Annotated in this window: 24 protein-coding genes, 3 tRNA genes and 1 pseudogene; 9 read left to right on the top strand and 19 right to left on the bottom strand. The window is 55.4% G+C overall.

Annotated elements, in window-relative coordinates; translation table 11 throughout:
• Nucleotides 1-144: 144 nt before the first annotated feature.
• From araH to ACLH1U_RS00710, 3 genes are read right to left on the bottom strand one after another with little or no spacing between them, the layout of a single operon-like run.
• Entirely contained in the window at nt 145-1,125 is a 981-nt protein-coding gene (araH, locus tag ACLH1U_RS00720) for an L-arabinose ABC transporter permease AraH (protein WP_023290266.1), read from the bottom strand.
• A 14-nt stretch (nt 1,126-1,139) separates the two neighbouring features.
• Nucleotides 1,140-2,654 carry an L-arabinose ABC transporter ATP-binding protein AraG gene (araG, locus tag ACLH1U_RS00715; RefSeq protein ID WP_032453398.1) on the bottom strand — a complete coding sequence of 505 codons (1,515 nt, stop codon included), beginning with the start codon at nt 2,652-2,654 and terminating at the stop codon, nt 1,140-1,142.
• A 60-nt stretch (nt 2,655-2,714) separates the two neighbouring features.
• Entirely contained in the window at nt 2,715-3,695 is a 981-nt protein-coding gene (locus tag ACLH1U_RS00710; RefSeq protein WP_004203441.1) for an arabinose ABC transporter substrate-binding protein, read from the bottom strand.
• Nucleotides 3,696-4,587: 892 nt separating this feature from the next.
• On the opposite strand from ACLH1U_RS00710, the gene ACLH1U_RS00705 reads away from it, so the two are divergent.
• Nucleotides 4,588-5,097 (top strand): non-heme ferritin-like protein, encoded by a 510-nt coding sequence (locus tag ACLH1U_RS00705; RefSeq protein ID WP_032453399.1) that lies wholly within the window; start codon nt 4,588-4,590, stop codon nt 5,095-5,097.
• A gap of 104 nt (nt 5,098-5,201) precedes the next feature.
• Here the strand turns inward: ACLH1U_RS00705 and ACLH1U_RS00700 are convergent, their stop codons facing one another.
• On the bottom strand, nt 5,202-5,336 hold the full coding sequence (locus ACLH1U_RS00700) for a hypothetical protein (protein WP_049013748.1): 135 nt from the start codon (nt 5,334-5,336) through the stop codon (nt 5,202-5,204).
• 65 nt (nt 5,337-5,401) lie between these two features.
• On the opposite strand from ACLH1U_RS00700, the gene ACLH1U_RS00695 reads away from it, so the two are divergent.
• Nucleotides 5,402-6,913 carry an MFS transporter gene (locus ACLH1U_RS00695; protein WP_032453400.1) on the top strand — a complete coding sequence of 504 codons (1,512 nt, stop codon included), beginning with the start codon at nt 5,402-5,404 and terminating at the stop codon, nt 6,911-6,913.
• 37 nt (nt 6,914-6,950) lie between these two features.
• Here the strand turns inward: ACLH1U_RS00695 and ACLH1U_RS00690 are convergent, their stop codons facing one another.
• Nucleotides 6,951-7,202: a DUF2766 family protein gene (locus ACLH1U_RS00690; RefSeq protein WP_004203448.1), complete on the bottom strand. Its 252-nt coding sequence runs from the start codon at nt 7,200-7,202 to the stop codon at nt 6,951-6,953.
• 147 nt (nt 7,203-7,349) lie between these two features.
• On the opposite strand from ACLH1U_RS00690, the gene ACLH1U_RS00685 reads away from it, so the two are divergent.
• Complete coding sequence (locus tag ACLH1U_RS00685; protein WP_411298991.1) at nt 7,350-8,771, top strand: MFS transporter; 1,422 nt, start codon at nt 7,350-7,352, stop codon at nt 8,769-8,771.
• Between the two features lie 37 nt (nt 8,772-8,808).
• Here ACLH1U_RS00685 and ACLH1U_RS00680 read toward each other — a convergent pair whose 3' ends face one another.
• Nucleotides 8,809-9,447, bottom strand: coding sequence for an RpiB/LacA/LacB family sugar-phosphate isomerase (locus tag ACLH1U_RS00680; RefSeq protein ID WP_023290273.1), 639 nt, complete (start codon nt 9,445-9,447; stop codon nt 8,809-8,811).
• 242 nt (nt 9,448-9,689) lie between these two features.
• Here ACLH1U_RS00680 and ACLH1U_RS00675 point away from each other — a divergent pair.
• Nucleotides 9,690-9,800: pseudogene (locus tag ACLH1U_RS00675) on the top strand (hypothetical protein); the annotation flags it as partial.
• A gap of 57 nt (nt 9,801-9,857) precedes the next feature.
• On the top strand, nt 9,858-10,355 hold the full coding sequence (ftnA, locus tag ACLH1U_RS00670; RefSeq protein WP_004203451.1) for a non-heme ferritin: 498 nt from the start codon (nt 9,858-9,860) through the stop codon (nt 10,353-10,355).
• 36 nt (nt 10,356-10,391) lie between these two features.
• Here ftnA and ACLH1U_RS00665 read toward each other — a convergent pair whose 3' ends face one another.
• Entirely contained in the window at nt 10,392-10,631 is a 240-nt protein-coding gene (locus tag ACLH1U_RS00665; protein ID WP_411298990.1) for a YecH family metal-binding protein, read from the bottom strand.
• 191 nt (nt 10,632-10,822) lie between these two features.
• Here ACLH1U_RS00665 and tyrP point away from each other — a divergent pair, with 191 nt between their 5' ends.
• Entirely contained in the window at nt 10,823-12,034 is a 1,212-nt protein-coding gene (gene tyrP / locus ACLH1U_RS00660) for a tyrosine transporter TyrP (protein WP_072420744.1), read from the top strand.
• A gap of 25 nt (nt 12,035-12,059) precedes the next feature.
• Here the strand turns inward: tyrP and ACLH1U_RS00655 are convergent, their stop codons facing one another.
• Complete coding sequence (locus tag ACLH1U_RS00655) at nt 12,060-12,728, bottom strand: YecA family protein (RefSeq protein ID WP_004203454.1); 669 nt, start codon at nt 12,726-12,728, stop codon at nt 12,060-12,062.
• Nucleotides 12,729-12,826: 98 nt separating this feature from the next.
• On the bottom strand, nt 12,827-13,708 hold the full coding sequence (locus tag ACLH1U_RS00650; RefSeq protein ID WP_411298989.1) for a dihydrodipicolinate synthase family protein: 882 nt from the start codon (nt 13,706-13,708) through the stop codon (nt 12,827-12,829).
• A 325-nt stretch (nt 13,709-14,033) separates the two neighbouring features.
• Between ACLH1U_RS00650 and ACLH1U_RS00645 the strand changes: the two genes are divergently transcribed.
• Nucleotides 14,034-14,396: a papain-like cysteine peptidase gene (locus tag ACLH1U_RS00645; protein ID WP_255890048.1), complete on the top strand. Its 363-nt coding sequence runs from the start codon at nt 14,034-14,036 to the stop codon at nt 14,394-14,396.
• A 22-nt stretch (nt 14,397-14,418) separates the two neighbouring features.
• Complete coding sequence (locus ACLH1U_RS00640; protein ID WP_244442399.1) at nt 14,419-14,925, top strand: DUF1796 family putative cysteine peptidase; 507 nt, start codon at nt 14,419-14,421, stop codon at nt 14,923-14,925.
• A gap of 386 nt (nt 14,926-15,311) precedes the next feature.
• Here ACLH1U_RS00640 and ACLH1U_RS00635 read toward each other — a convergent pair.
• The 6 genes from ACLH1U_RS00635 to uvrY all read right to left on the bottom strand — a co-directional run bounded on the left by ACLH1U_RS00635 (nt 15,312) and on the right by uvrY (nt 18,843).
• A tRNA-Leu gene (locus tag ACLH1U_RS00635) sits at nt 15,312-15,398 on the bottom strand.
• Between the two features lie 13 nt (nt 15,399-15,411).
• Nucleotides 15,412-15,485: transfer RNA gene (locus ACLH1U_RS00630), tRNA-Cys, on the bottom strand.
• 40 nt (nt 15,486-15,525) lie between these two features.
• Nucleotides 15,526-15,601: transfer RNA gene (locus ACLH1U_RS00625), tRNA-Gly, on the bottom strand.
• Between the two features lie 150 nt (nt 15,602-15,751).
• Nucleotides 15,752-16,300 carry a CDP-diacylglycerol--glycerol-3-phosphate 3-phosphatidyltransferase gene (gene pgsA / locus ACLH1U_RS00620; RefSeq protein WP_004141115.1) on the bottom strand — a complete coding sequence of 183 codons (549 nt, stop codon included), beginning with the start codon at nt 16,298-16,300 and terminating at the stop codon, nt 15,752-15,754.
• Nucleotides 16,301-16,357: 57 nt separating this feature from the next.
• Nucleotides 16,358-18,190, bottom strand: coding sequence for an excinuclease ABC subunit UvrC (gene uvrC / locus ACLH1U_RS00615; RefSeq protein ID WP_023290278.1), 1,833 nt, complete (start codon nt 18,188-18,190; stop codon nt 16,358-16,360).
• Entirely contained in the window at nt 18,187-18,843 is a 657-nt protein-coding gene (gene uvrY / locus ACLH1U_RS00610; protein WP_002911539.1) for a UvrY/SirA/GacA family response regulator transcription factor, read from the bottom strand. The genes uvrC and uvrY overlap by 4 nt, the downstream gene beginning before the upstream one ends.
• Nucleotides 18,844-19,304: 461 nt before the next feature.
• Between uvrY and ACLH1U_RS00605 the strand changes: the two genes are divergently transcribed.
• Entirely contained in the window at nt 19,305-19,529 is a 225-nt protein-coding gene (locus tag ACLH1U_RS00605; protein WP_032453405.1) for a DUF2594 family protein, read from the top strand.
• A 67-nt stretch (nt 19,530-19,596) separates the two neighbouring features.
• Here the strand turns inward: ACLH1U_RS00605 and sdiA are convergent, their stop codons facing one another.
• The 4 genes from sdiA to dcyD all read right to left on the bottom strand — a co-directional run bounded on the left by sdiA (nt 19,597) and on the right by dcyD (nt 23,052).
• The gene (gene sdiA / locus ACLH1U_RS00600) at nt 19,597-20,319 is read right to left on the bottom strand and encodes a transcriptional regulator SdiA (RefSeq protein ID WP_044524003.1); all 723 of its coding nucleotides are present in this window, start codon (nt 20,317-20,319) and stop codon (nt 19,597-19,599) included.
• Between the two features lie 313 nt (nt 20,320-20,632).
• Nucleotides 20,633-21,385, bottom strand: a complete 753-nt coding sequence (gene tcyN / locus ACLH1U_RS00595) for an L-cystine ABC transporter ATP-binding protein TcyN (RefSeq protein ID WP_004203465.1) — start codon at nt 21,383-21,385, stop codon at nt 20,633-20,635.
• Entirely contained in the window at nt 21,382-22,050 is a 669-nt protein-coding gene (gene tcyL / locus ACLH1U_RS00590; protein WP_008804215.1) for a cystine ABC transporter permease, read from the bottom strand. Before tcyL ends, tcyN begins: the two co-directional genes overlap by 4 nt.
• A 15-nt stretch (nt 22,051-22,065) precedes the next feature.
• The gene (gene dcyD / locus ACLH1U_RS00585) at nt 22,066-23,052 is read right to left on the bottom strand and encodes a D-cysteine desulfhydrase (protein WP_044524005.1); all 987 of its coding nucleotides are present in this window, start codon (nt 23,050-23,052) and stop codon (nt 22,066-22,068) included.
• Between the last annotated feature and the right edge of the window lie 57 nt (nt 23,053-23,109).

Here is a 23,109-nt window from a genome sequence, read left to right as displayed (position 1 = left end):
ATGGCCAGCCGAAGCTGGTTGTTAATTATATGTTAGCCATGTAAGTATAGACAGTGTGACCAACCTCGCCATTTTTGATAGATACCGCCAGCGAAACGGGCGCTGGCGGTAATTACTCTGTAGACTTAAAAGTTATGCCTGAAATCAGGCCGCACGTTTGGCTTTTTGTTTGTAGCGGTCAAAAATTACCGCCGCCAGCAGGATGACCCCGCGCACGACGTATTGTGAGAACGGCGAGATGTTCAGCAGGTTCATCGCATTCTCCACGGTCCCGAGGATCAGGATCCCGGCCACCACGTAGGAGATCTTGCCGATCCCGCCCTTCAGCGATACCCCGCCCAGCACACAGGCCGAAATAACAATCAGCTCATAGCCAATCGAGGTCATCGGCTGGCCGCTGGTCATCCGCGACGCCAGGATAATTCCCGCCGCGGCCGATACCAGACCGGAGAGCACAAAGATAATAATCTTGGTGCGCACCACCGGAACACCGGCCAGACGCGCCGCCTCTTCATTGCCGCCTATAGCCAGCGTATTACGGCCAAAGGTGGTTTTGTTTAGTAATAATCCGAAAACCACCAGGCAGGCGACCGTCAGCCAGATCGGCGCCGGCAGACCAAACCAGTTGGCGTAACCGAGGGTGAAGAAGCGTTCATCTTCGATCCCTACCGCTTTACCGTCGGAGATAATGTAGGCCAGACCGCGGACAATCTGCATAGTGGCCAGCGTGGTGATCAGGGCGTTGATCTTCAGGCGGGCAATGACAAAGCCGTTGACCAGGCCACTGATCGCCCCCAGCAGCAGACCGGCGGCAATCCCCAGCCACAGGCTTTCGCTCAGGTTAATCACCACCGCGGTAGTGACCCCGGCACAGGCGATAACCGACGCCACCGACAGGTCGAAATCGCCGGAGGCCAGGCAGAAGAGCATACCGCAGGCCACCATCCCGGACATCGAGATCGCCAGCCCCAGCCCCTTCATATTGACGAATGAGGCAAAGTTAGGCACAAAAATTACGCAGCCGATAAACAGCACCGCAAACACCACCAGCATGCCAAACTGATCCCAGATACGGGCAAAGCTAAAGGCAGAGCGGGTAGCGCCGGACGTAGTCACTGATGACATCATTTACTCCTTACTCAGGCGACAGCCTGACTCACTTTTGGCATCGCAAGGCTTAACGCCTGCTGTTCATTGGCTTCTTCATGCAGCAGTTCGCCGGCGACTTGCCCTTCACGCATCACCACGATGCGGTCAGCGACGCCCAGCACTTCCGGCAGGTCGCTGGAGGCAAATACCACGGCGACACCGGAGGCGGCGAGGCCATATATCACGTTGTAAATTTCATGTTTGGCGCCGACATCGATACCGCGGGTGGGCTCATCGAGCAGGATCACCTTCATCTCTTCCGACAGCCAGCGGCCCAGGATCGCTTTCTGCTGGTTGCCGCCAGACAGGTTCATGATCAGCTGTTCCGGGCCCGGCGTTTTAATGTTCAGCGACTGGATATGCTGATCGGCGTTGTCCGCCTCCCAGGCGTTGTTGATCAGGCACCCGGCGTGGATATGCTTGCGCCGGGCGCTGATATTGATGTTGTCGCGCACGGAGTGAACCGGAATAATCCCCTCCGCTTTCCGATCTTCCGGGCACAGCATCATCCCGGCCTGGATGGCCTGGGCCGGTTTGCGAATGTCGACGGGCTGGCCATCGATATACACCTGACCGCCGGTGATCCGCGTCCCGCCGAACAGACCTTTCATCAGTTCGCTGCGCCCGGCGCCCACCAGCCCAAACAGGCCGACGATTTCGCCACTGCGCACCGAGAGGCTGACCGGCGTGCGCACGCCCGGGGCCTTCACCTCCTCCAGACGCAGCCGCTCTTCGCCGTAGGGGCGAGGTTTCCAGCCGTAAATATCCCCCAGATTGCGTCCCACCATGGCCTGAACCAGCGCGTCGTGGCTGACGCTCGGCATATCATCAAAGGTGCAGACGTAGCGGCCATCTTTAAAGACGGTGATGGCATCGCTGAGGGCAAAAATTTCTTCCATCCGGTGTGAAACATAGATGATGACGCGCCCCTCCTCCCGTAGCTCGCGGATAACGCGAAACAGGTTGTCGATCTCCCGGGCAGAGAGCGAACTGGTCGGTTCATCGAAGGCGATAATTTTGGCGTTACGCGCCAGCGCTTTGGCAATCTCCACCATCTGCCACTGGCCAATGGAGAGATACTTCAGCGGCGTCTCCGGGTCGATATCCAGCCCCAGATGCTCAAGCTGCAGGCGGGCCTCGTAGTTGAGCAGCGAGCGGTTGACGATGCCGCCTCTGTGCGGCAGCTGGCCAAGATAGATATTTTCGGCGACGGTCATCTCCGGGATCAGATGCAGCTCCTGATAGATAATCGCCACGCCGGCGTTGAGCGCCGCCATCGTATTGGTGAACGCCATCTGCTGACCGCCGATCTGCAGGTGGCCCGCGGTGGGGATGTAGTTACCGCTGAGGATTTTCAGCAGCGTCGATTTGCCTGCGCCATTTTCGCCCATCAGCGCGTGGATCTGTCCTGGGTAGCAGTCAAAACTGATATCGGACAAGGCCTTTACGCCAGGGAACGTCATGGTGATGCCGCGAAATGAGAGATAAGGGGTAGACTGTTGCATAACGACTCCGCTCTTCTGCACTCAGCCCCCGCCGCGGCGGGGGCCAGTTCAACCGGGCTGTTACAGCCCTTTTTTCGCCAGCTCTTCTTTGAAGTTATCGCGGGTAATCAGCACCACATCGGTCACCGCAGTGAACTTCGGCGGCTCAACGCCCTTGGTGACCCAGTTGTAGAGCATTTCGCTGGTTTTATAGCCATGAATATCCGGGCTTGGCAGCAGGGAGCCATAGAAACCGGTCGGCTGCGCCTTCGACAGTTCGTTGACGGCATCCACGCCGTTGATGCCAATGCCAATCACATCCGGCGCTTTAAAGCCCTGGCCTTCAGTGGCACGCACGCCGCCGAGCACGGTGTTGTCGTTCATCCCAACGATCAGCCAGTGTTTAACCTGCGGGTGCTGGACCAGCATTGAGTTACCGGCGTCAAACGCCCCCGGGATATCGTTAGATTTTGTCGGAACACGGTAGATTTGCGCTTCCGGGAAACCGGCCGCCTTCAGGGCATCGATGGAGCCAGTGGTACGACGGCGGGCGGTGTCCAGTTCATCGGCGGTGATGGCCATCACCGCGGTGTCTTTAACATCCCAGCCGCGTTTCTGCATCTCTTTATACAGCTCCTGCCCCTGGCGGGCGCCGATTTCGCTGGCCGCCATCATCACCAGCGGCACGCTCTCCATCGGTTTACCTTTGGCGTTGACGAACTGGTCATCGACGGTAATCACCTTCATGTCATAGCCGCGCGCCTTAGCGACAATCGCCGAGCCGAGCTTAGGATCGGGGGTACAGATGACAAAGCCCTTCGCGCCGCTGGCCGCCAGGCTATCGATGGCGTTCAGGGTTTTCTCACCATCCGGCACCGCAATTTTAATGACGTCAAAGCCTAAATCTTTTCCTGCTTTATCAGCAAATTTCCACTCGGTCTGGAACCATGGCTCTTCCGGCTGTTTCACCAGAAAACCCAATTTCAGGTTTTCTGCCATAGCTGATTGTGACATAACCGCAGCAAGACCAATGGCCGCCAGCGCTTTAGTAAATTTGTGCATGGTAAACTCCAGCTTTAATTCGCTTTCATGTAGGGAAAAATCGGAATTAACTTTTTTATCGGCATCAAAACAAGGCATTAGAAAAATCACATTCCCTACTGCCGTTGTTAGAGTAGTAATACCCGGAAATTATTTCTCCATACGAGAGCATTATCACATCGCGGAATTACAGTAATTGCGTACATAGATTTAGCAAAAAAAGACATAAAAAAAGACATAATTGTCATACAATTTAACCGGCGAATAGCAGGATCATCTATACCACCAGCAGGGTTATCCCTGTGATGTCAGAGGGTGTTTAACAGAGGGTTACGGCACTGTTATATCCAGCGGCTAACGGGGTCGCAGCGGCGGTCAACTGCCTGCCGGCGCTGAAGATCAGCAGACGCGCGTCGCCAGTCCGGCATCGACCGTTTTATATCGCGATAAAACGGATCTTTTGCGTAATTTATTCCGAATTGAAAAAAGATATTCCGGATACATAAAAAAGCCTGCAACAAAAAATAAAAATAATTATCATCACCATGAAACATTGCTCTCTGAAATAACTTATAGCTTTGCGCTATACGACGAATCTCGTAGTCAAATACCTATAACTTATACCTGGCACACCGTGCTAGCGCCCCGGTCTACGCCGCCAATCTCCAGCCAGTCGTCATTCAGGAATAATCGTGTAACAAAACGTAAATTATCCATCTTGAGAGTTTTCTTAATTCTATTCAGCGAGTATTCTAAAATTGTCGGCAAGAGGAAAAATTACCCGACTCATACGGAATGTGTAGAGTTTTATTATTCTGCAACAGTGCAGCGCGCCACTCTTTTATCCTGTTGTTTACCGCAGGAACCGCTGACGCGCACCAGTAACCCCTTCCCGGTTAATAAGGATATTTTTATGGCAGTTCCAGGAATGGCACAAAAGCTAAACACCCAGATGAACCTTGAGTTCCACGCCTCTAACGTTTACCTGAACTTAAGCGAGTGGTGCGCCCGGCATCGCTTCGACGGCGCCGCGACATTTTTGCGCAACCGCGCGCAATGCAGCATCACCCTCACCATGCGCGTATTTGACTATCTGAAAAAAGCCGGCAGCTGGCCGATAGTGAATCCCGACCGCGCCTGTAATCCCGAATGTACCTCGCTGGAAGATCTCTTTACCCAAACCCTGGTCGATTACCGCCAGCGTAGCAGTATGCTGAGCGGTCTCGCCGAGGAAGCCAAAGCGCAGAGCGATGACAACACCTGGCGTTTTCTGACCCGGCTGGCGGAAGAGCAGCAGCAGGATGGGCTGCTGCTGCAAAGCGTGCTCGAGGAAATTCGCAATGCCGACAAAGCCGGGATCGGTATGGAACAGACCGATCGCCGTCTGATGGCCCTCGTCGGAGCGTCACAGAAACCCCATTAATCAGAGGCGTAGGGCCTTTCTCGGCCGATCAGGGGGGAGCGCGTTCGCGCTGCCCCGCCCTGTTTATTAATCCGTTATCGCTATACTCCCCTGCCATTTATTCCTCAAAAGAATAAAAAAGTTTTAACTTGATCCCATTCCCTCCTCACCGTTACCCCTTTGGGGGGATTAGTGAGCGCGGTCACTTTTTGTTGAGCCACAAAGAAATATAAAAACAGTGTTTCAAAAATATAAAACACGAGGTTTATTTTTTATGGCTCGATACACGGCTTCAGCCTCTGAAGGGCTGCAGGGAAGACCGATCTTGTTACGCCATCAGTTAGCCTACGGCGGCGGTAATCTGTTAGGGAGTGGCGCACTGGCGATAAGCGGGGCATGGCTACTCTATTTTTATACGACCTTTTGCGGCCTGACGCTGATCGAGGCCTCATTTATCTTCTCCGTCGCCAGCATCATCGACGCCATCAGCAACCCGCTGATGGGCTATCTGACGGATAACTTTGGCAAAACGCGGTTAGGCAAGCGCTTTGGCCGTCGGCGCTTCTTTTTGCTGATCGGCATTCCGCTGATGCTGTTCTACCCGCTGCTGTGGGTAGAGGGCCTGAGTTTCTGGTACTACCTGTGCACCTACGTGGTGTTTGAGATCATCTACACCTCCATCATGGTGCCCTATGAAACGCTGGCGACAGAGATGACCGATGATTTCTCGCTACGCTCAAAGCTCACCGGCTATAAAGCCATCTTCGGCAAGCTGGCCAACTTCCTCGCCGCGTTTATTCCCGGACAGTTCATTCTGCTGTACGGCAAAGATTCCGCCACCCCTTTCTTCCTCACCGGACTGACCTACGGCGCGATCCTGATCGTCGCGATTACCTGCCTGTGGCTATGCAGCTGGGAGCGCGAGCGTGCGGAAGCCGTGGATACCAGCGCGAAAAAGGGGCTGCTGAGCACCCTGCTGTCGCTGGCGAAAGACATGCGTTCCACCTTTTATCTGCGCGTGTTCCGCAAACATCTCGGTATGTACCTGTGCGGGTTTGGCGCGGAATGGCTGTTTGCCTCCATCTTCACCTATTTCGTGATATTCGTTCTGCAGCACGATCCGGCAATGGTGGCCGGGCTGAACAGCCTGAACTCGATTCTGCAGCTGATCTCCACCGCGCTGTTTATCGGCCTGTGTGTGAAAAAGGGCTTCAGCAAACCCTATATCCTCGCGCTGGGGATCGTGATTTTCGCAGTCCTGCTGTATACCTCGCTGTGGTTCTTCCATCTGCCGTCAGGCCTGGCGACCGTGCTGATGTTCGGTATTACCGTGCTGTTCGGCCTGGGGACCGGCGGGGTTTACTATATTCCCTGGACCGTTTACACCTTCCTCGCCGATGTCGACGAGATCTACACCGGACGCCGCCGGGAAGGGATCTATGCCGGCGCCATGACCTTCTCAGGGAAAATTCTGCGCTCGATTGTGGTGTTTTCAATGGGGGCCATCCTGAGCTTTTACGGTTTCCAGTCAAAAGCGCACAGCCAACCGGAAAGCGCCGTGACCGCCATCGCGGTGGTATTCTGCGTCGGTGTCGTCGCCTTAGCCCTGGCCGCCATCGTCTTCAGTAAGCAGATGAAACTGGACCGTAAAGCCCATCTGGTGGTCCTGCAGGAAGTCGCGCGGATTAAAGCGGGCGGTAAAATCAGTGATATTGCGCCGGAGGTGCGGGCAATCGTTGAGGATCTGGTTGGCCATCGCTACGAAGAGTGCTGGGGCAACAGCAAATTGTTTAAAACCGCTGAGGCTGCGCCAACGCAGACCGTGGTTTCCCATTAAAGGAAAAGGCCCCGTCGGTCACCCGCGGGGCCGGTTATTAATGCGTTTCTTCCTGCGGGGTAAACTTCAGCTCAATCAGGGCAATCGCTTTTTGCACCGCGCGAAGCGTCACCGGATCGGCAGAGGCCGGGTGGCTGGCGAAGTCAATGGCTTTCAGCTGGCTGGTCATTTTTTCACGCACTTCCACCGGCGCGATGACGTCAATCACGTCGAGGATCTGCTTGATAACCAGCTGGCAGGCAACCACATCGGAAACCAGCTCGTCGTGTTCGGTAAGATGTTGAGACATTAATTACTCCTTTTTTCAGGAGCGTAATAGTACCCTAAATCGTTAACGATAATAAAACCTGCCGTGGCAGGTTTTTTTCGCCACCCGAGTGGCTGGCGGCACCTTTGCTGCCGCTTTGCCGAGGATCCCCTTGATGGCAGCGACAACATGAATACCGCGATCTCTTCCGGGAACGAACGTGCTTTTTCAGCCCCGGCGCTGCTGGTGGCTGGCGCCTTTTTTATGGAGTTTCTCGACGGGACGGTGATCGCTTCCGCCCTGCCCGACATGGCGAGAGATTTTGGCGTTACCGCCGTCGAGCTGAATATCGGCATCAGCGCCTATCTGATTACCCTCGCGGTGCTGATCCCCGCCAGCGGCTGGATCGCCGATCGCTTCGGCGCCCGGACTATCTTCACCCTCGCCCTGGCCATTTTTACCCTTGCTTCGATCTTTTGCGGCCTCTCCAGCGAGGTGCATACCTTTGTCGCCATGCGTATCCTGCAGGGGATCGGCGGCGCGCTGATGGTCCCCGTCGGTCGTCTGGCGGTACTGCGCACCACGCCGAAACACCTGCTGATAAAGGCCATCGCCACCCTCACCTGGCCGGCACTGGTGGCCCCTATTATCGGCCCGCCTTTGGGAGGTTTTATTACCCGCTACGCCAGCTGGCACTGGATCTTCTTTATCAATGTCCCGCTGGGCGTCGCGGCGATTATCCTGTCGCTGCGCATCATTCCTGTTATCCGCGAAGCAGAGCGGCGCGCCTTTGATATGACAGGGTTTATCACGACCGCGGTGGCGATGGTCAGCCTGGTCACGGCGATGGAACGGCTCGGCGATCGTCAGCCGCAGATCTGGCCGACGCTGGCCCTCGCCGCGCTTGGCTTCGGCTGTCTGGCGTATGCTATCCGCCACTTCCGCCGGGCGACAGCGCCTATGGTTCGTCTGACGGCGTTGCAGGTGCCGACGTTCCGCGTGACGATGTACGGCGGCTCGCTGTTCCGGGCCTCCATCAGCGCGGTCCCCTTTCTCCTGCCACTGCTGTTTCAGGTGGGGTTCGGCATGGATCCCTTTCACTCCGGTCTGCTGGTGCTGGCGGTATTTGTCGGCAATTTAACGATTAAACCCGCCACCACGCCGCTGATCCGCTGGCTGGGCTTTCGTCGCCTGCTGTTGATCAACGGCGCGCTGAACGTCTGTTCGCTGCTGGCCTGCGCGCTGCTCACGCCGCAAACTCCGGTCTGGGCGATCATGCTGATCCTTTATCTCGGCGGGGTGTTTCGCTCAGTCCAGTTCACGGGCGTGAGCACGCTGGCCTTTGCCGATGTCCCCGCCGCGCAGATGAGCGATGCCAATACTCTGTTCAGTACCGCGTCGCAGCTGGCGGTGGGGCTGGGGATCACGCTTGGGGCAATCGGCATCCGCCTGGGTGAACAGGTCGGCGACTGGCTGCACCTTTCCGCCGTACCGGGGATCAGCTTTCGCCTGGCGTTTGTGTTTATCGCGGTGATTTGTCTGGTGGGGATGATCGACAGCCTGCATCTGGCCAAAACGGCAGGCAGCAGCGTGTCGGCGAAGAAATCGTAGAGGTTGGAAGGGCCAGCGGCGCTGGCCCTGATAACGATTACCCGACGATCTGGCGGACAAACGCTTCGATCGCTTTATCCTGGCAGTTTTCGAAGAAGCACTGCTGGAAGCGAGGGCCAGAGACCGCGGTTTTCACCAGTTCCGGATCGATGGCGCGCAGGGTATCGAGATAATTTTCTTTGACTACTGCCGCTTTGACCTGGTTGAGGATCCCGGCATTACGCACCTGCGGTTCTTTGCGCTCCGGCGGATAGCCTTCGCCGTTACGACCGGTAAAGGCTTTTTCGAAGATAAACCGCACGTTCAGCTCGGCGCCCCAGCCGAAACCTTTGGCAAACGGCAGCGACAGCGCGTTACCATTGTTGATCTGGGCAAACAGGAACGCATCCGCCGGGTCGATACAGTAGCCGCAGACCACGCCAGGATGGATGTTCAGCGACATCAGCGCTCCCTGACCGGTACCGCATCCGGTGACCACGAAGTCGACCGCCTTCGAATTCAGCAGGATGCTGGCCATGATCCCGAGGTGAATATAGGTCAGATGATGATCGTTCTCATCGCTCATACCGACGTTATAGACCGGAAATCCTTTTTCGTCGGCAACCGCGTTAAGTTCCTTGAGGATGATGGCGTTTTTGTTCGCCTGGCTGTTCTCCATCATCAGTGCAATCTTCATGGTTTACTCTCCTGAATGCTGTGCGGGCCTGCCCGCAGAATGTCATTGGCGTTGACTGCACTCTACTACCTGGAAAACAAACTTTCAAATTTTATGAAAAGTTGTTTTAAAAATTACGCAGCGCTTCACACTTTCGCCGCCTCTGCCGCTCAGGTTAGGGTGTCGCCCCCTCATCAGGATGACTCCGCCTGGCGCTCCCAACCTCGCAATCCGCAGAGGCAGTCATTTCGCCTCCGCAAAAAACTAATAATAAATTAAAACCATTCTCATTTATTATTAAACTGCCAATGCGTGTTATTCCCATTAGCATTTTAAATAAAATCTTTTTAAATTTACTTTTTGCAAATAATTAAATAACAAATTATAGTGGCAGCCGATAACATCTATATTTTAATTCCAGGAGCGCGACGATGCTGAAAACGGAAATGATCGACAAACTGAATGAACAGATGAATCTTGAACTCTATTCTTCTCTTCTTTATCAGCAGATGAGCGCCTGGTGCAGTTACCATAGTTTTGAAGGGGCTGCGGCCTTCCTGCGTCGCCATGCCCAGGAAGAGATGACCCATATGCAGCGCCTGTTCGACTACCTGACCGACACCGGCAGCCTGCCGCGCATCAACGCTATCGCCTCCCCGTTTGCCGAGTATGCGTCACTGGATGAACTGTTCCGCCAGACCTATGAGCACGAGCAGCTGATCACGCAAAAAATTAATGAACTGGCGCACGCGGCTATGACCAGTCAGGATTACCCGACCTTTAATTTCCTGCAGTGGTATGTCGCCGAACAGCATGAAGAAGAGAAATTATTTAAATCGGTAATTGATAAACTGACCCTCGCCGGGAAAAGCGGTGAAGGTCTGTACTTTATCGACAAAGAGCTGGCCACCCTCGATACGCAGAATTAATTGCCCGCGCCGCGACGCTTCTCCGTCGCGGCATTTTCAATGCTTACAAATCTTGTTTTCTGCGGTGGTAAATCCTGCCTCTCTGGCAATAAATTTGCCTTTCTGCTCTAAAAACGCCACCAGCTCCGCAGCGCTCAGGTTTTCCGCCGAACAGGTGTGAAAGCGCGCCTCTGCGCCAAAGCGACGGTGAATGGCCGCCTCCAGCGAAGCCACCGTCCAGCACTCCTTCGACGCCAGCATCATCTGCAGCACTTCATGACCATGAATAGAAGACATAACCCCTCCGGAAAAAACGCCAGCTTAGGCCAGACCGACGGCCCGCGCCTTGCGCCAGCGCAGGCTTTCATCCTTTCGACCTTGTAAAGTTTTAATTACAGATCTTGTAACCCTGATTTGACGAAAGACGCAATATCCCCTACTCTGCGCGGCATAAATTATTGTGATTTGCTGTAGGGATAGCGAAAAGCGTGAAGAACCGCACTCTGGGCAGTATTTTAATCGTAGCCGGCACCACAATCGGTGCAGGTATGTTGGCGATGCCATTGGCCGCCGCAGGCGTCGGCTTTACCGTCACGCTGGGTTTACTTTTCACCCTGTGGGCATTGATGTGCTATACCGCCCTTTTGCTGCTGGAAGTCTACCAGCATGTCCCTGCCGATATGGGGCTCGGTTCCCTGGCGGCGCGCTATCTGGGCCGTTATGGACAATGGATCACCGGGTTCTGCATGCTGTTTCTGCTGTACGCCCTCACGGCGGCCTACATCAGTGGCGCCGGCGAATTACTCGCTTCCAGCCTCAACCAGTGGCTGGACTGGCAGCTGCCGCCGGCTGCCGGCGTACTGATCTTCACCCTGCTCGGCGGGGCGGTGGTGTGCATTGGCACCGCGCTGGTCGACCTGTTCAATCGCTTCCTGTTTAGCGCCAAAATCGTCTTCCTGGTGATTATGCTGGCTCTGCTGATGCCGCACATTCATCAGGTGAACCTGCTCACGCTGCCAGTTGAGCAAGGCCTGGCGCTGTCAGCCATTCCGGTGATCTTTACCTCTTTTGGCTTTCACGGCAGCGTGCCGAGCGTCGTCAGCTATCTGGGGGGCGATATCCGTAAGCTGCGCCGGGTGTTTATTATCGGCAGTTTTATTCCGCTGGTGGCCTATATTTTCTGGCAGCTGGCGACGCTGGGCAGTATCGACGCTCCGGCCTTTACCGCCCTGCTGTCGCAACATGCCGGTCTGAACGGTCTGCTGGAGGCGATCCGCGAAGTGGTAGCGTCACCGCACGTGGAGCTGGCCGTACACCTGTTTGCCGACCTTGCGCTGGCGACCTCCTTCCTCGGCGTCTCGCTCGGGCTGTTTGATTATCTGGCCGATATGTTTCAGCGCAAAAACAGCGTCAGCGGGCGTCTGCAGAGCGGGATGATCACCTTTCTGCCGCCGCTGGCGTTCGCCCTGTTCTATCCCCGCGGCTTCGTCATGGCCCTGGGCTACGCCGGGGTGGCGTTGGCCGTGCTGGCCCTGATGTTACCGGCCATGCTGGTCATGAAGAGCCGCCGACTGCATCCGCAGGCGGCCTGGCGGGTGGCCGGCGGCGCCCCGGCGCTGTGGCTGGTCCTGCTGTGCGGGATCGGCATCGTAGCGATCCAGTTCTGCATCGTCGCCGGGCTGTTACCGGCGGTGGGATAAAAAAAGGGGCCAGCTGGCCCCTTTTTCATTTCGCTAAGCAACACTGCTTATACTTTTTACCGCTGCCGCACGGACAGGGATCGTTACGTCCGACTTTCGTCTCATTTCTTACCGGCTGCGGGACCACCTCCGGCTGCGGATTCGCCATCCAGTACTGGTAAAGCGCCAGCGCCGCCGGGGTGATGCGCTCGATGCTGGCGATAAATTCATCCGCCGTCAGATTATCCAGCGCGGAAAACTGTTCTTCGCTACCGTGGAGCGCAATCGCCTCCAGCTCAGGCTGAAGTTCAGCAGGCAGCGTCGACCAGTCGCTCAGCGCCACACCGCGCAGATAGCCAAAACACCACTCTTCAACGATGGTCAGCTCCTGACCTTCCGCTTCACGGGTGCCGAACAGCGGTTCGAACTGATCGGGATAAGACTCCAGCCGTTCGGCGATATCGCTCATATGCTGCAGCGTCAGATTGACAAAGCGATCGCGCTCGCGGTCGTTGGCCCAGCGTGGCACATTATCAGCCCCCCCCCAGATAGCCAGCAGCCACTGGGCGGGTTCGATAGCGGTGGGCGCCGAGAGGATCGCCGTCAGCAGGCCATCAAGTTCAGAGACATCCAGAATAGCGCCTTCGGTGGCGTATTTCGCCAGCGTCTCGTCCAGCCATTCCAGTTCGTTTTCGTTTAAGGGTCCGGTATTCATTCACAGGCTCGCATGGTAAAAATCGGGCCTACAGTAGCCGAAATGCCGGCAGAAAGCCACCCGGCAGTGCCCATTGCGCCTGCGTCGACCCGACACAATCAGGCCAGCCCGTGCAGCGCCGCCGCCACGTCGCGACAGGCCTCCTCCCCTAACGGCAGCAAGGGACGGGGAAGCGAGTCAGGATCACACAATCCCAGAATGGCCGCAGCGGCGGCGACCACCCGCAGGCTGCCGCCGTAGCGGTCAAAGCACCGCCAGAGGGGCGCAAGTTGCTTATTCAGCGCCGCCACCTGTGCCGCATCGCCGTGACGGATGGCTTTCACCAGCGCCAGAGAGATACGTGGAAAGAGGCCGCCGCAGACCGAGTACCAGACCTCGCAGCCGGCCTGCAAGCCCGCTGTCGCACGAACGTCACCGCTAACGCCAAGCGTCACGCCGCCAGGCAGATGACGACGCAGCGCCGCCACCCGTTCGCTCGCCTGCGGCGCGGGCAGACCGGGAATTTTTATCGAGGCGATGGACGGTAAGGCAGCAATCTGCCCCTGCAGCTCATCCGATAACGTCACGTGGGTGGTACGGGGGTTGTCATACAGGCAAACCGGCACCGAGGCATGCCGGCAGACCTCCTCGTAAAAAGCGTAGATCTCCTCCGCAAAGAGCGGCTGATAGGACATCATCGGCAGGAGCAATGCATCCGCCCCGGCCTGCTGGGCATCCTCCACCAGCCGGAGCACCTCGCTGGTGGCGATGGCGCCGACGCCGACCATTATCGGGGTCGACCCGGCATGCGCCTTCGCCACCTGCACCACCCGCTTGCGCTGTTCACGACTGAGATAGGCGTAGCTGCCGGTTGAGCCTAAGATGCCCAGGGAGTCGACTCCGGCACCGGTAAGACGAGCAAGAAGACGAATAAACGCTTTTTCATCGATAGTTTGCTGATGCAGCGGCGTCAGCGGAAATGCGCAAAGCCCTGTGAACATAATGCCTCCGGCAGACTGGGTAAGTGTCCGGAAAATAGTAGCAGGGAGAGATCGTGTTGTCCTGGGACAAATGAGCGATTGCCGGTGACAATGGGTTGTTCCCCACTACGTGGTGATCCCATTCGCGAGATTGCCGCCGTCAGCCCAGGCATCGATAGCCACCAGATTCTGCCGAGGATATTCAACGACACCGTGCCCTGCAGTCGCTATTTTTTGCTGGATTGCCAATCTTAAATCAACTTGTCCTAATTCCACACAATATATATGCCTATATATTTAAGCAGCAATTAAATAAAGCAACACTATGGCTTCAAGCGGATAAAAAATGGCAGATGACATCCAGAAGAAATATCTAAAAATATTGTTAATAAAGTCTACGTATAAAACATTACTGGGTCGCCCCGCAGATCCTGACGGTCTTAAAAATTATTACCATGCAATTTCTGACAAGTCGCTTGCAGAATCAGCACAACTTCTTAACGCATCGCTGATGAACAGTGACGAGTTCAAGGGATTAACACCATCCAGAATGGCATTCGAGAATGTATGTATCCCGCCACATCCTGTATCAGGGACTGAAACTCAAGGACAATGGGCTGTGAAGCACATTGTGTCATTAGGAAGCCATTGTTTAACGTCGTGGACACTGAAAAAATTTAATCTGAAAAAAAATCTCTCTGCCTTTTGACTGGATTTTTTCCTGCCCGGCGATGGTCATCGATTGCCTGAGGGACGATTTTCAGACTTTTTTAGACAAAAACGAATATAGCTCATTAAATCGCCAGTCCAAAGAACCCGGCGCCCACCACAAAAAATATAAACAAAAATATAACCTGAATGATATCTTCACCCATCGCGATCCCACCACCTCAGCCGATTATGCGTATTACCTCCGCGCAGTAAAGAGATTCAGGAACATATTAAAAAGCGCGGATGGCAAGCTTTTTGTCATTTGCTGCAGAGAAGAGATCGACCTTGCCAAGGCGCTCCCGGCATTAGTCGCTGAACTTGCTCAGCACACGACGAACTTTTATCTGTTAGCTTTTTCACTGCGGAAACCCTCTCACCTTCAGCTGGAGCGCATCGCGTCCGGGGAGAATTATTCGCTATATCGTTTTACCCCTGAGTCTGAAGAAAGATTTACCGGCAAATTCCCCTCGCTTACGGATGAGATGGTATTTATATCGAAAGTACTTTCTTTCAACCTCGAACTGTAGAGACGGTTTCAACGCCGGTTCGCTGTGTACCCGCTTGCCTCCCCCTGCTGGCCTGGGGGAGCGAGATCGTTCCGATCATATAATCCCCCACCCGCTAAGCCTATTATCCGCCGCGACCCGGACCGGCTTCACTACGGTAAGCCTCTACGCCAGAGGTCTGTGCCGATCACAGACCATGACTTCAGGCCTCTCCTTGCCCGGAGTCAGAACGGCATCCCGTATCATCAGGCGCAGGCTTAGCCAGTAACAATGTTTCGGGTGCAGGACAAGGTGGAGAAGAAAAACAGGATGACATGTCGTGATAAGGCGGGGTTTAAAAACAAAAAAACCACCCGTAGGTGGTTTCACGACACTGCTTATTGCTTTGATTATTCTATATTTCCCAATGGTACCCGGAGTGGGACTTGAACCCACACAGCGCGAACGCCGAGGGATTTTAAATCCCTTGTGTCTACCGATTCCACCATCCGGGCTCGGGATATAAAGTGGAGGCGCGTTCCGGAGTCGAACCGGACTAGACGGATTTGCAATCCGCTACATAACCGCTTTGCTAACGCGCCTTTAATTCTGAAGCACCCGCTACTGCCGATGCTGTTAATCTGGAGCGGGAAACGAGACTCGAACTCGCGACCCCGACCTTGGCAAGGTCGTGCTCTACCAACTGAGCTATTCCCGCATCATCAAGTTATTTGCTAATCACTTGATTTTGTTATCGTCTGGAAGACTGTGCCGCCGTTCGATGCGTTGCATTCTACTTATCTCTCGCGGTGAGTCAACGGTATTTTTCGCAACTTTGCATCGTTTGCTGAAAATAACGGCGAAACGATCACTGATCAAGCAAATCGCCGCGCGCCGCGTTCAAATATTGCAGCATCGACCACAGCGTCAGCACCGCCGCCACGAGGAAAAGCGCGATCCCGGCCCATTCCACCCACGGATAAGGACGCCACAGCATCCACACCAGGGCAGTCATCTGTGCGGTGGTTTTCACTTTGCCAATCCACGAGACCGCCACGCTGCTGCGTTTTCCCAGCTCCGCCATCCACTCGCGCAGCGCGGAGATAATAATTTCACGGGCAATCATCGTCGCCGCCGGCAGCGTGACCCACCAGGTGTGATAGTGCTCAGCGACCAGCACCATGGCGATAGCCACCATGACTTTATCGGCCACCGGATCGAGGAAGGCGCCGAACCGGGTACTCTGGTTCCAGCGACGGGCGAGGAATCCATCAAACCAGTCAGTCACGGCGGCAACAAAGAAAATCAGCGCGCAGGCAAACGGCGCCCAGCTAAAGGGCAGATAAAACGCCAGCACAAAGAACGGGATCAGGATGACGCGGAACAGAGTAAGCAACGTAGGGATATTAAATTGCATAGTGACGGGTAACTATCTGTTGTAAGTAAAAATTAGCCCTATGTTGCTACAGAGCCCCTAATGTTTCAACGAGTAGAAGATCTTTTCTGCCAGAGCGTGAGAGATGCCCGGTACTTTGGCAATTTCTTCGACGCTGGCCTGCTGCAGCCCCTGCAGCCCCCCCATGTACTTCAGCAGCATCTGGCGACGCTTCGGCCCCACCCCCTCGATAGTCTCAAGCGAGCTGGTGCTCTTCACTTTCGCCCGTTTTTTGCGATGTCCGGAGATCGCATGATCGTGCGATTCATCGCGGATATGCTGGATCACGTGCAGGGCCGGCGAATCCGGCGGCAGGCTAAACCCCTCGCCCTCTGGTTCAAAGAATAACGTTTCCAGGCCGGCTTTACGATCGCTACCTTTCGCCACGCCCAGCAGCAGCGGATGATGTTTATCCCAGGGGACGTCCAGCTCGGCAAACACCGCTTTCGCCTGCGCCAGCTGCCCCTTGCCGCCGTCTATCAGGATCACATCCGGAATCTTGTTGTCATCAATCGCTTTACCATAGCGACGGCGCAGGACCTGATTCATCGCCGCATAGTCATCGCCCGGGGTGATGCCGGCGATATTGTAGCGCCGGTACTCCGCGCGCAGGGGGCCATTACTGTCAAATACCACGCAGGAGGCGACGGTCTGTTCGCCCATGGTGTGGCTGATATCAAAGCACTCCATCCGCTTCACGGCCGGCAGCTCCAGCACGGTGGCAAGCGCCTGCAGACGCTGATGAATGGTCGATTGCTGAGACAATTTCGTGGTTAACGCCGTGGCGGCATTGGTGCGCGCCAGCTTAAGGTAACGCGCCCGGTCGCCGCGCGGTTTAGTCTGCACATGAATTCGGCGCCCCGCCAGCTCCGACAACGACTCGGCCAGCAGCGTCTTATCCCCGAGGTTGAAGTCGAGCAAAATCTCTCCCGGCAGCGTGCGCATCTGGCTGCCCTGCAGGTAGAACTGGCCGACAAAGGTCTCCACGACCTCGCCCAGCTCGGTGCCGCCCGGCACTTTCGGGAAGTAGCTGCGGCTGCCCAGCACTTTCCCCTGGCGGATAAACAGCACATGGACGCAGGCCATTCCGGCATCGAAGGCAACCCCGATCACGTCAAGATCGTCGCCGGTGTTAGAGACAAACTGTTTCTCCGTCACGCGGCGGACGGCCTGAATCTGGTCGCGAATGCGCGCCGCCTCTTCGAACTCGAGGTTCTGACTCGCCTTCTCCATCCTCGCGATGAGCTGAGTCAGCACCTGATCATCTTTGCCGGCGAGAAACAGCCGCACATACTCCACCTGCTGAGCATACTCGTCTTCACTGACCAGCCCCGCCACGCACGGCCCCAGGCAGCGGCCAATCTGATACTGTAGACAGGGACGGGAGCGATTGCGGTAGACGCTGTTTTCACACTGACGGATGGGAAAGATTTTCTGCAGCAGCGCCAGGGTCTCGCGCACGGCATAGCCGTTGGGAAAAGGACCAAAATACTCGCCCTTCGCATGTTTGGCGCCACGATGCATCGCCAGACGCGGATGGGTATCGCCGCTGAGGAAGATAAAAGGATACGACTTATCGTCGCGCAACAGCACGTTGTACCGCGGCTGGTACAGCTTGATATAGTTGTGTTCAAGCAGCAGCGCTTCCGTCTCGGTATGGGTGACGGTCACGTCGATTTGCGCGATCAGCGCCACCAGCGCTTCCGTTTTACGCGACGCGAGGTTGCTGCGGAAGTAGCTGCTGAGCCGCTTTTTCAAATCTTTGGCTTTGCCAACATAGATGACGGTTCCGCCAGCATCATACATCCGATACACACCGGGCTGGCTGGTTACCGTTTTCAGGAAAGCTTTTGCGTCAAAAACATCACTCACTGGCTTGCTAACGACTCCGCATTACACAGGCCATGGCGAATTGCCAGGTGGGTCAGCTCGACATCGCCATGAATGTTCAATTTGCTGAACATCCGATAGCGATAGCTGTTAACCGTTTTAGGACTCAGATTCAGCTGCTCTGAGATCTCATTCACCTTCTGACCTTTGGTGATCATCAGCATAATCTGCAATTCGCGTTCAGACAAACTGGCAAACGGCGATTCTGTTTTTTCCGGTTCAATCTGACTTAACGCCATTTGCTGAGCAATATCGGAGGCAATGTAACGTTGCCCGGACGCGACGCAGCGAATCGCATTCACCACTTCCTGTGGCGCAGCGCCCTTACTGAGATACCCTGCCGCCCCTGCCTGCATGACCTTGGCAGGTAAAGGATTCTCGGTATGCACGGTCAACATGATCACTTTCGTGCCCGCTACCGAGCGCGCGATTTTGCGCGTCGCTTCCAGACCACCGATCCCGGGCATGTTCATGTCCATCAGGACGACATCAGCGGAATTAGCCCGGCACCACTTGACGGCGTCTTCACCGCAGCAGGCTTCGCCAGCGACTTTAATCCCTTTTATATCTTCCAGAATGCGTCGTATCCCTGCGCGCACCAGTTCGTGGTCATCAACAAGAAGAACGTTGATCAAAGGAATAATCTCCAGAATGAGGGATAACGCTACTGATACTTTATCTCCCACATATTACCGGGTTTTATTGCTAATTTAAAAGGCAAAAAAATGCCCTCCCCTCGATTTGGCTCTCATTTATGGCAATGTCTGTGCACACTGAGTGGAAAGTCATTGCGAACAATCAGTTGCCCGGGGCTTATTTTTTAACAATCCTCATACAGAAGGCACAAAAAACACAACAGATTACGTAGCGCATAAATACGAGGCAAAATATGTAACAATTATTAACGTGCTAAATAATTGGGGGAAATTATTGCGCTGCTGACAGCTATTACGTCTTATCTGATGCATAAAATCATTCACAACTCAGATGAGAGAACAGAAATTAAGCACTCCTTTTTTTTCTGTCGCTTGTGGTATACTGCGCGGCCTTCACATTCAGACAGGCGCAATAGCGCAGCGAGCAAACGAGGATATCGATGAGCACACCAGATTTTTCCACTGCAGAAAATAATCAAGAACTGGCGCAGGAAGTCACCTGCCTGAAAGCGCTGATGACGCTAATGCTGCAGGCGATGGGTCAGGCAGACGCGGGTCGCGTGATTATTAAAATGGAAAAGCAGATCGCGCAGATGGAAGATGAGGCTCAGGCCGCCGTATTCTCCAGCACCGTTAAGCAAATTAAACAAGCATACCGGCAGTAATCTTGTACCGGCTGAAAGTATGACTGACAGCCGGTATCACGTCTGGCACGCAGAACGGCAGGCGCATTCAGATTAGCCCTGTCGCCACGGCGTAACAGGCAATTTGCGTTTTATTCGGCGCGTTAAATTTCCGTTGCATATTCTTCTGATGGAAATTAACCGTATTTTCCGAAATCGAGAGAATCATCGCCACCTCCGCCGAGGTCTTTCCTTCCGCGGTCCATTTGAGGATCTCCAGTTCGCGCCGGCTGAACTTCATCTCTGGCGGCATCACCATCTCATCTTCCAGACGCAAGAGCGTCAACAGGCTCAACTCCGTCAGCGTTCGCAGGCGCAGCTCCAGTTCATCATCAGGATAAGCGTTCGGCAAACGGTTGTTCGCGGAGACGGAGAGAAAACCCTGAGCATGATTCGGCAACGTCAGACACTGTGTCACCCCTTTTTGCAAACCATGGTCGCGCGCCCCGTCCCATAATGCCTGGGCATCGCGAAACAGCCCATCTTCCCATGGCAGATGGCCACGCATAAAATTCTCCGGGCGTAACACGGGATCTATCGTGAAATAATTCTCTGCCTGGTAATGAGACATCCATGCGCGGGGATAGGTCGACTGAAACGTGACGCGGGGGCGAGTGAAAGGCACCGGGTGACGCACACAAAGCGTGTAGTAATCATATTCCAGCGTTTCTGTTTCTCGTTGCAGGAGATTATAAACCTCCTCACCGGCGGCCATGGACTGAAATTGATGCAGCATATCCCGCCGCCAGCTGAAAAAATCATTGTCCCTCATAGCTGTGCAAATAACTCCTGATTGATAATCATTATTATAAATACAGAAAACTAACACATAAATCTTATTTATATGTATAAAATATCGTAGCTGTCGCATTTATTAGCCTGAAGGCTTGCCTTTTTTCCGCTCGCTGCGCTGAAACTAAGGCCCTCCCTTCATTTTCTACACCCTACACGGGGGGATGGGAAGCGGTGTATACGGCCAGGGGAGTCAATAGCACGAAAATGTGATGATGGGGCGTTCCCCCGGCGTGGAAGCGGGCTGAACGCGGCTGCCCTCGCGAAGGAGCGCCGCCGCGCCAGCGCCTGCTCTACTGCATCAGGAATTTTTCGAGGAACTGGCGGGTACGCGGCTGCTGAGGCGAGGCGAACAGCGCTTTGGCCTCGCCTTGTTCAACGATACGTCCCTGATCCATAAAAATCGCCCGATCGGCAACGTCGCGAGCGAAGCTCATTTCATGGGTCACGATAACCATGGTGCGTTTCTCCTGCGCCAGCTGGCGGATGGTATTGAGCACCTCCCCTACCAGCTCAGGATCAAGGGCCGAGGTCGGTTCATCAAACAGGATCACGTCCGGACGCATGGCCAGCGCGCGAGCAATGGCGACCCGCTGCTGCTGACCGCCGGAGAGGCGGCGCGGATAGCTGTTCTCTTTGCCGCTGAGGCCTACCTTCGCCAGCAGATCGCGCGCCCGCGCCATCGACTCCTGCTTGTCTTCGCCTTTTACGATGACCGGCCCTTCAATAATGTTCTCCAGTACCGTCCGGTGGGGAAACAGGTTAAAGTTCTGGAAGACAAAACCCACGTGCTGGCGCAGCCGCCGAATAAGCCCTTTTTGCGGCCCGAGGCTGCGACCGGCGTCGATCGTCACATCGCCGACGCGGATAGTGCCACTCTCCGGTTGCTCCAGCAGATTAATGCTGCGCAGCAGGGTAGTCTTCCCCGAGCCGCTGGGACCGATGATCGCCACCACTTCGCCTTCCTGCACCTCCAGGTCGATACCGTGGAGCACCGTCTGGCCATGGAATTTTTTCACCAGGCTTTTTACTTCAATCGCACTCATTTCGGATCACGCTCCTGGCGGTTCAGCTGGTTTTCAAAATAGTTCTGCAGCGAGGAGAGTACCGTCGCCATCACCCAGTAGATCAGAGAGGCTGCCAGATACATGGTGAAGACCTCCAGCGTACGCGAGGTGATAAGCTGCGCCTGACGGAACAGCTCCGGCACCTGGATCGTCGCCGCCAGCGAGGTATCTTTTACCAGGCTGATAAAACTGTTAGAGAGCGGCGGCAAAGCGACCCGCGCCGCCTGGGGTAAAATAGCCCGACGCATTGTCTGCCACGGGGTCATACCGATACTGGCCGCCGCTTCCCATTGCCCTTTGTCAATCGAGGCGATGGCCGCGCGCAGGGTTTCCGCCGCGTAGGCCGCCGTGTTCAGCGACAGGCCGATCATCGCCGCCGGGATCGGGTCAAGTTCAATGCCAAACTGCGGCAAACCGTAGTAGATCATGAACAGCTGGGCGATAAGCGGTGTCCCGCGAAAAATGGAGATATACATGCGCGCCAGCCATTTTACCGGCCAGAGGGGCGACATGCGCATCAGCGCCAGGATAAAGCCCAGCACCAGGCCGAAAAACATCCCGCCAATGCTCAGCTGCAGCGTAAAGACGGCGCCTTTCAGCAGAAAAGGCGCGGAATCGATGACCAGTTGGATACTTTCTTGCATGCTGTGGTTTCTATATTAGACGTGAGGATGATAGGCAAACAGCGCCGGCGCTCCGCCGGTATGGACGAACAAAATCGGCCCTTCATCCTTAAAGCGCTTCTGCGTAATGCCATCGATAAGTCCGGCCATCGCTTTGCCGGTATAGACCGGGTCAAGCAAAATACCTTCCAGTTGCGCCAGCAGCTTCACGGCGGCCATCCCTTCCTCGTTTGGCGTCCCGTAGCCCGGTGCAAAGTAATCATCCCACAGGATGATGTCGGCTTTCGCCTGCAGCTCAAGGCTGTTGGCCACGGCCTGCTGCAGCGCCACCACTTTCGGCAACTGGTCGGCAACAGCGCGCGACACCGTCACCCCGATCAGTTCCGCCTGCGGCATCAGCTGTTCAAGGCCGACCGCCAGTCCGGCATGGGTGCCGGCGCTCCCGGAGGCGACCACCACCGACGAAATCTCCACTGCGTCTTCGCACTGCTGGGCGATTTCCAGCGCGCTTTCTACATAGCCTAGCGCCCCAAGGGCGTTAGAGCCGCCGACCGGAATGACATACGGGCGGTACCCCTGCGCTTCGATACGGGTCGCCAGCTCGTCGAGCTGGGCTGCGGGATCGGTCAGGGCATCGCACATCTCAATCTGGGTATTAAACAGATCCAGCAGCAGGCGGTTGCCATTGCTCAGATAGTTCTCCGCCCGGGTGCCGATGGGATTTTCCAGCAGCGCTACACAGTGCAGGCCCAGTTTGGCGGCGACCGCCGCCGTCTGGCGTACATGGTTAGACTGGATCGCGCCGGCGGTGATTAACGTATCCGCCCCTTCGCGCAGCGCATCGGCGGCGAGAAACTCCAGCTTACGCAGTTTGTTGCCCCCCATCGCCAGCGGCGTCGTGTCATCACGTTTGATAAAAATTTCGCGCCCGAGGTGATCGGACAGACGCGGCAGATACTCCAGCGGCGTCGGCGCGCCGATCAGTTCCAGACGCGGAAAGCGGGTTAAATTTTGCAGTGACATGGCCCCTCCTGACTCAGTTATGCTTCATTATGCACACAGTTACGCGCTAAATAAAAA

Source organism: Klebsiella sp. 1SOBk5mer, from assembly GCF_046603115.1.
GTDB classification, from domain to species: Bacteria; Pseudomonadota; Gammaproteobacteria; order Enterobacterales; family Enterobacteriaceae; genus Klebsiella; species Klebsiella quasipneumoniae.
Note: the sequence above shows the minus strand (reverse complement) of the source record. Positions and strands in the feature narration are given on the sequence as shown.

Coding starts and splice junctions, on each gene's coding strand:
- ACLH1U_RS00640 (WP_244442399.1), top strand. CDS start 14,419: ATGGTCATCGATTGCCTGAGGGACGATTTTCAGACTTTTTTAGACAAA.
- ACLH1U_RS00710 (WP_004203441.1), bottom strand. CDS start 3,695: ATGCACAAATTTACTAAAGCGCTGGCGGCCATTGGTCTTGCTGCGGTT.
- ACLH1U_RS00705 (WP_032453399.1), top strand. CDS start 4,588: ATGGCAGTTCCAGGAATGGCACAAAAGCTAAACACCCAGATGAACCTT.
- araG (WP_032453398.1), bottom strand. CDS start 2,654: ATGCAACAGTCTACCCCTTATCTCTCATTTCGCGGCATCACCATGACG.
- ftnA (WP_004203451.1), top strand. CDS start 9,858: ATGCTGAAAACGGAAATGATCGACAAACTGAATGAACAGATGAATCTT.
- tcyN (WP_004203465.1), bottom strand. CDS start 21,385: ATGAGTGCGATTGAAGTAAAAAGCCTGGTGAAAAAATTCCATGGCCAG.
- araH (WP_023290266.1), bottom strand. CDS start 1,125: ATGTCATCAGTGACTACGTCCGGCGCTACCCGCTCTGCCTTTAGCTTT.
- ACLH1U_RS00685 (WP_411298991.1), top strand. CDS start 7,350: ATGAATACCGCGATCTCTTCCGGGAACGAACGTGCTTTTTCAGCCCCG.
- ACLH1U_RS00650 (WP_411298989.1), bottom strand. CDS start 13,708: ATGTTCACAGGGCTTTGCGCATTTCCGCTGACGCCGCTGCATCAGCAA.
- ACLH1U_RS00690 (WP_004203448.1), bottom strand. CDS start 7,202: ATGTCTCAACATCTTACCGAACACGACGAGCTGGTTTCCGATGTGGTT.
- ACLH1U_RS00645 (WP_255890048.1), top strand. CDS start 14,034: ATGGCAGATGACATCCAGAAGAAATATCTAAAAATATTGTTAATAAAG.
- tcyL (WP_008804215.1), bottom strand. CDS start 22,050: ATGCAAGAAAGTATCCAACTGGTCATCGATTCCGCGCCTTTTCTGCTG.
- pgsA (WP_004141115.1), bottom strand. CDS start 16,300: ATGCAATTTAATATCCCTACGTTGCTTACTCTGTTCCGCGTCATCCTG.
- ACLH1U_RS00680 (WP_023290273.1), bottom strand. CDS start 9,447: ATGAAGATTGCACTGATGATGGAGAACAGCCAGGCGAACAAAAACGCC.
- sdiA (WP_044524003.1), bottom strand. CDS start 20,319: ATGAGGGACAATGATTTTTTCAGCTGGCGGCGGGATATGCTGCATCAA.
- dcyD (WP_044524005.1), bottom strand. CDS start 23,052: ATGTCACTGCAAAATTTAACCCGCTTTCCGCGTCTGGAACTGATCGGC.
- ACLH1U_RS00605 (WP_032453405.1), top strand. CDS start 19,305: ATGAGCACACCAGATTTTTCCACTGCAGAAAATAATCAAGAACTGGCG.
- ACLH1U_RS00665 (WP_411298990.1), bottom strand. CDS start 10,631: ATGTCTTCTATTCATGGTCATGAAGTGCTGCAGATGATGCTGGCGTCG.
- ACLH1U_RS00655 (WP_004203454.1), bottom strand. CDS start 12,728: ATGAATACCGGACCCTTAAACGAAAACGAACTGGAATGGCTGGACGAG.